General features: G+C 40.6%; 5 protein-coding genes. 4 read left to right on the plus strand and 1 reads right to left on the minus strand.

Going from position 1 to position 5,170, the window contains the following annotated elements:
* Positions 1 to 1,427: replication restart helicase PriA (gene priA / locus IQ264_RS31480; RefSeq protein WP_193986506.1), on the minus strand; the 1,427-nt coding region annotated here is incomplete at its 3' end.
* Between the two features lie 737 nt (positions 1,428 to 2,164).
* Here priA and IQ264_RS31485 point away from each other — a divergent pair.
* The 4 genes from IQ264_RS31485 (at position 2,165) to IQ264_RS31500 (ending at position 5,073) form a co-directional block, all read left to right on the plus strand.
* Positions 2,165 to 3,316 carry an RpoD/SigA family RNA polymerase sigma factor gene (locus tag IQ264_RS31485; RefSeq protein WP_193986509.1) on the plus strand — a complete coding sequence of 384 codons (1,152 nt, stop codon included), beginning with the start codon at positions 2,165 to 2,167 and terminating at the stop codon, positions 3,314 to 3,316.
* A 244-nt stretch (positions 3,317 to 3,560) separates the two neighbouring features.
* Positions 3,561 to 4,046 (plus strand): GNAT family N-acetyltransferase, encoded by a 486-nt coding sequence (locus IQ264_RS31490; protein ID WP_193986511.1) that lies wholly within the window; start codon positions 3,561 to 3,563, stop codon positions 4,044 to 4,046.
* A gap of 201 nt (positions 4,047 to 4,247) precedes the next feature.
* Positions 4,248 to 4,766 (plus strand): pentapeptide repeat-containing protein, encoded by a 519-nt coding sequence (locus IQ264_RS31495; RefSeq protein ID WP_193986513.1) that lies wholly within the window; start codon positions 4,248 to 4,250, stop codon positions 4,764 to 4,766.
* Positions 4,767 to 4,854: 88 nt separating this feature from the next.
* Positions 4,855 to 5,073, plus strand: coding sequence for a hypothetical protein (locus tag IQ264_RS31500; protein WP_193986516.1), 219 nt, complete (start codon positions 4,855 to 4,857; stop codon positions 5,071 to 5,073).
* The last annotated feature ends 97 nt before the right edge of the window (positions 5,074 to 5,170 follow it).

Below are 5,170 nucleotides of genomic sequence, written 5' to 3' on the forward strand. Positions count from 1 at the left end.
CATCTCCCCATCTCCCCATCTCCCCTGACTTCAATCCAAGTTTCCAAAGAGGGAGTTGCGGAACCTAAAACTAGGGGACAGTTGACTAATTCTGCACGCCATTTGGCGACGTTACGGGCATGATAGGTGGGGGTTCTGGAGGTTTGTTTGAAGCTGCTGTCGTGTTCTTCGTCGAGGATGATTAAACTCAGTTTGGGTAGGGGGGCGAAGACGGCGGAACGAGTACCAATGACTACTTGAGGTTCGCCAGCTAACATTTGTCGCCAGGTGTCGTAACGTTCGCCTTCGGAAAGGGCGCTGTGATAGACGCAGACTTTGCTGCCGAAACGGGCGCGGAATCGATCGGTTAATTGTGGTGTTAATCCGATTTCTGGAACTAAAACTAAGGCGGATTTTCCTTGTTCTAAAATAGGGGCGATCGCTTGCAAGTATACCTCGGTTTTCCCGGAACCTGTCACGCCATGTAATAAGACTTGGGCGAATCCTGGTAAATTGTCGATCGTCTTCAAAGCTGCTGCTTGTTCGGAGGTTAAAACTTTGGCGGTGTCGGGTGCTTGTTCTGGTTCTTGGAGCGATCGCAAAATTTCCCGATTCTGAATTGTAATGTAACCTTTTTGTTCGAGTGCTTTTAGGGTTGTCGCGCTAGTTTTAGAAAGCTGCAATAAATCATTCAGCCACAATTCTCCACCCTGACGCTGCAATAGGCTCAATATTTCCGCTTGACGGGGTGTGAGATCGAGCAAATCGATCTCTGCGATTAGGGTGACTGCTTGTTTTTGTTTTGGTTGGGCGTGTCTGGGTGTTTCTAAATAACTTTCTACCCAACCTCGTTTAAGTAATTCTCGCAGTCCTTGTTTTCCGCCTTTGACTTTGGACTGAAGATATTGCCAAGTGTAGTCTCCGGTTTTAGCATTTTGCAATAGTTCTAAAATTTGTCGAGCTGATAGGTTGAGGAAGGTTGTTGCGCCTGGGGGAATAGCTTCGGGGCGCAGGCGAATGCGTCTTTGCGATCGCGTCAGTAATCCCGGCGGTAGGGCTGCCCTCACTACTTGCATCAAGGGTGTGTAATAATACGTAGATACCTTTTTCAGTAATTCCCAGTAATTAGTAGGAAAAAACCCGGAGGTTACGACTTCCTCTACATCCCGTATTTTCTCAGTTGCTATATTTCCTGGTGGGTGTTCTAGTAACCGAATGGCGATCGCACCCAAAACCTGTGTCCCAAATGGCACGCTCAAAATATCCCCAGGTTTTACTTCTAAATCCCCAGGCAACCTGTAAGTGTACAACTTTTGGTTTTGTGATTCTTCCTGGGTTGCTGGAGAATCTACCAATACCTCTACCCATCTATTTCTCGGCATGGTAGTTTCATAAGTTGCTTTTGGTTCGGCTAATATCGGGGAAAACTGCCAACGGGAACTAGACATACTGTTACACACCCAATAGTTCGTTGCTGGGGGCGATCGATACCTGACTCGTTTATTGTACCGGGCTAAAGCTGATTTTGATGGCTAGAAACTTATTTTAAGTCCGAATAAACGGCAAATTCAGCAATCAATTTAGCTCATCAATATAATTTACTGATTTTCGCTGTTTCTTAAAGTTATCCACCTAATCACAGGTTTTTTTAATAGATAATAACCTTTCACGGCAATTTTCTAATTTTTCATTAAAAAATGTAAAATACTTTCTTTCTTTGGCAAGACAGTAATTTTACACCCATTGATAGAGAGCAAAGCTCCATGTTACATGAGATGCTGTGATCGCAATCGAAAATATTTACAAAGTTTTGTTGAGCAGTTCACCAATGTAGTTACAGAGACACATTCGTAACAAGTGTTACCAAGGTTAATCGGAATCCTAAAGCATTCACGTTGTTATTTTGTAGCTAGGAAAACAATGAAAAAAAACACTTGCGGTAGTCTAATAAAGTATTCCTCAACTTGCACTCTATTCCCCAAGGGAAAAGTCCAGAACCTGGCAAAATTAAATTGACCAGACTAAAATGATCGTAAAGACAAAAATCTTAAATTTTTCTAAAGAAATCTGAACAGTTTCATTCATCATCAGGGGGCGATTTGTGTAGGTATATGAATGGAATGTATTAAAGGAAACGCTGGTTCTAAGGCAGTGAGTTTAACAAAATTACAAAAAGAGCTTGCTTATGAATATCACCGAGTTAGATTTGTCAGAAACCCAACCATTAACAGTAAGTAATAATGTCGGTATTGATGTAGAACCTGATATCAATATCGAACCTTCGGAAGTGGATTTGGTTAATAGTGAAGCTGAAGTTTCCACCGCAGAGGAAACAAGTGCAATTGAGGAAATAGAGTCTTATGCAAGATCGGGTTATCATAAGATGAACTCGGATGATTCAGTAGGTGCTTTCTTTAAGGAAATGGCACGGTATCCTCTACTAAAACCAAAAGAGGAAGTGGATTTAGCGAAGCGAGTGCAATTCCTAGTAACTGTAGAAGAAATACAAAGAAGTTTACAGGAAGAATTAGGTAAGCACCCAACGGGAGCAGAGATAGCAGCAAAGTTGGGATTAACAGAACGTCAGTTAGAGCAGCGTTTGTATCAAGGAAAAGTAGCGAAACGGAAAATGATTCGCTCGAATCTGCGATTAGTAGTGTCGATCGCCAAGCGGTATTTAAATCGAGGAGTACAATTCTTGGATTTAATACAAGAAGGTGCAATGGGGTTAAACCGAGCTACAGAAAAGTTCGATCCTGATAAAGGTTATAAGTTTTCGACTTATGCTTACTGGTGGATTCGCCAAGCGATTACCAGAGCGATCGCCAATGATGCGCGGACTGTTCGTTTACCAATTCACATTGTAGAAAAACTGAATAAACTGAAAAAAATTCAACGGGAACTCAAGCAACAATTGCGAAGAAACCCTACAGAAGCAGAAATAGCTAAAGCTTTAGATATTTCCCTGGAGCATTTGCATCAGTTACAACAGTTACGGAGGCGATCGCTTTCTTTAAACCACAGAGTTGGCAGAGAAGAAGATACAGAATTGGTAGATTTGTTAGAAGATAATGATACCCAATCTCCTGAAGAACAAATGAATGATACTATGTTGCGTCAGGAAATTTGGACAGTATTAGGAGATGTTCTCACACCGAGAGAAAAAGATGTAATTTCCCTACGTTATGGTTTAACAACCAGTGAACCTTGCACTTTAGAAGAAGTGGGTAATTTGTACAATTTATCCCGCGAACGAGTGCGTCAAATTCAAAGTAAAGCTATGCGGAAATTACGCCGCCCTCAAATTGCTCAACGTCTCAAAAGTTGGTTGAAATAGAAGGCAGAGGGCAGAAGGCAGAAGGCAGAAGGTAAGAAAGGAGAAAGGTGAAAATCTTTCTTTTATCTCCTACCTTCTTCTTTTTAGTACTCTCTGCTAAAATACTTTTTGGTTAATCAATGACCAAAAAAAGGCAGAAAAATTATTTGCCTTTGCTAAAAAGAGGTTTTAAGCCCCTAAAATTTATTTTTGGGTATTCCTTCTGCCTTCTGCCCTCTGCCTTCTGCCTTCTGCCTTCTTAACTATGACTAATTTGATTTTGCGATCGACAACTCCCCAAGATGTGCCAACTTTATTTCATCTAATAAAAGGTTTGGCGGAATACGAAAAGTTATCTCATGCAGTTACGGGGAATATTGCAGATTTAGAATCTCACTTATTTGGGGAACGCATTTATGCCGAAGCTATATTAGCTGAATTAGATAGAAAAGCAGTAGGTTTTGCTTTGTTTTTTCCTAATTATTCAACCTTTTTAACTAAACCAGGAATATATTTAGAAGATATATTTGTGTTACCAGAATACCGCCACCAAGGTATTGGGAAAGCATTACTTATTCATGTAGCTAAATTAGCAGTAGAACGGAATTGTGGACGTTTAGAATGGAGCGTATTAGATTGGAATGCACCTGCGATCGGCTTTTATCAACGTATGGGTGCAGATGTGTTACCAGACTGGCGAATTTGTCGTGTCACAGGTGAGAACCTTTCTAAATTAGCAGCTAACAGTTGACTAGATCGGGGTTTTTACTGATCCCCTGATTCCCAACTTTACTAGTGTTCAGATCCCGACTTCTTGAAGAAGTCGCGGATCTACATTTAGCCTAAGAGTTTTTACTGAAGTTTCAGGAGAAATTCCGGATCGAAAACTGGAAGTTTAGTAGTAAAGATCAACTACTTGATTGAGAAAGCCAAAGTAGCTTTCAGTTTAGCCATGAAATTTAAGCATCTCACCGTTTTGATAATTTTACTAGCTGCGGGAGTTACATCATATTTCTATATTTCCTTTTTAAACACTCAAAAACGAGTGGATAAATTGCTGGAAACTAGAGAATGCCCCGGATGTGACTTGAAAAATGCTAATTTACAGGGAGCTGACTTAAGCGGTGTAAACTTGGAAAGAGCTAACCTGGAAAGTGCTAACTTAGAAGGCGCAAAACTGGGAAATGCTAACTTAAAAAGAGCTAACTTAACCAAAGCTAATTTAGAACGTGCTGACTTAGGTTGTGTTGGTATTAGTTTGAGGCTAAAAGCTAATAATGATGGCGGTTCTGTAGGTTTTAAATTAGGAACCACGCCAACAAATGACGATCCGCGCAATGCTAATTTAGGTTTCAATCTTAAAGCAAGCGATCGCGCAGCCGCCCTCAGTTTAAATGTGTTGGGATGTGCTAACCTTGAGGGAGCTAACTTTAAAGAAGCTAAATTGCCTGATGGCAAACTTCACCCTTAAATAAACCCAAAAAAATCGCTGCTTTAACGCTATAAGTGGGAACAATAGAATTAAACGATTTGATTAACTATTTAGTTAATTTATTGTTATGTTTTCTAAAGCAAAGTTTCCTCTGCTGATTTTACTATTTTTGTTGTTTGTCTTGTTGGGCGATCGCATTCCATTCAAACCCGTCAGTAATGCCAGCTTACAAACTCGAACCACACTCAACAACTTTATGCTAGGCTTGTTTCCCAAAAAACAACCAACTAATCCTTACGAACGCACCGAAAAAGCCATTGAAAAACAGGAACAAGGAGCACAGTAATTGCAGAAAGGCAGAAGGCTTTAATGCAGAAGAGGTGGGGAGGTAGGGAGAGTTGAAGAGATAATTTAGTTAAATTATTTTCCCCCCATCTCCCCAC

This window comes from [Phormidium] sp. LEGE 05292 (assembly GCF_015207735.1).
GTDB lineage: Bacteria > Cyanobacteriota > Cyanobacteriia > Cyanobacteriales > Aerosakkonemataceae > Floridanema.